Consider the following 309-nt stretch of genomic DNA (forward strand, 5'->3'; position numbering starts at 1 on the left):
AACGCGGCCAGCGCGTTGGGCAGCGGCATGAGCTCGGGGATGACGAGCGCCGGCCGCATGATGGAGGTGACGGGCGCGTCGACGTCGTCGAGCTCGAGGACGTCGACGAGGTGCGCAACGCCGACGATGCGCCCCTCCTCCATGACCGGGTATCGCGAGTGCCCCGACGCCATGCGTTCACGCAGGGCACCGATGGTCTCGTCGGACTCGATCGCGACGACGCGCGACCGCGGCACCATGGCGTGCTCGACGTCCTGGCGCGGGAAGTCCAGGATGCGGTCGACCATCATCGACAGTTCCGGCGACAAG

Annotated in this window: 1 protein-coding gene; it reads right to left on the reverse strand. The window is 69.3% G+C overall.

The genetic code is table 11. From position 1 onward, the window contains the following. Positions 1 to 309 (reverse strand): CBS domain-containing protein (locus tag D9V41_RS17265; protein ID WP_121795649.1); only part of this gene is annotated, 309 nt, incomplete at both ends.

The organism is Aeromicrobium phragmitis (genome assembly GCF_003674095.1).
Lineage (GTDB): Bacteria > Actinomycetota > Actinomycetes > Propionibacteriales > Nocardioidaceae > Aeromicrobium > Aeromicrobium phragmitis.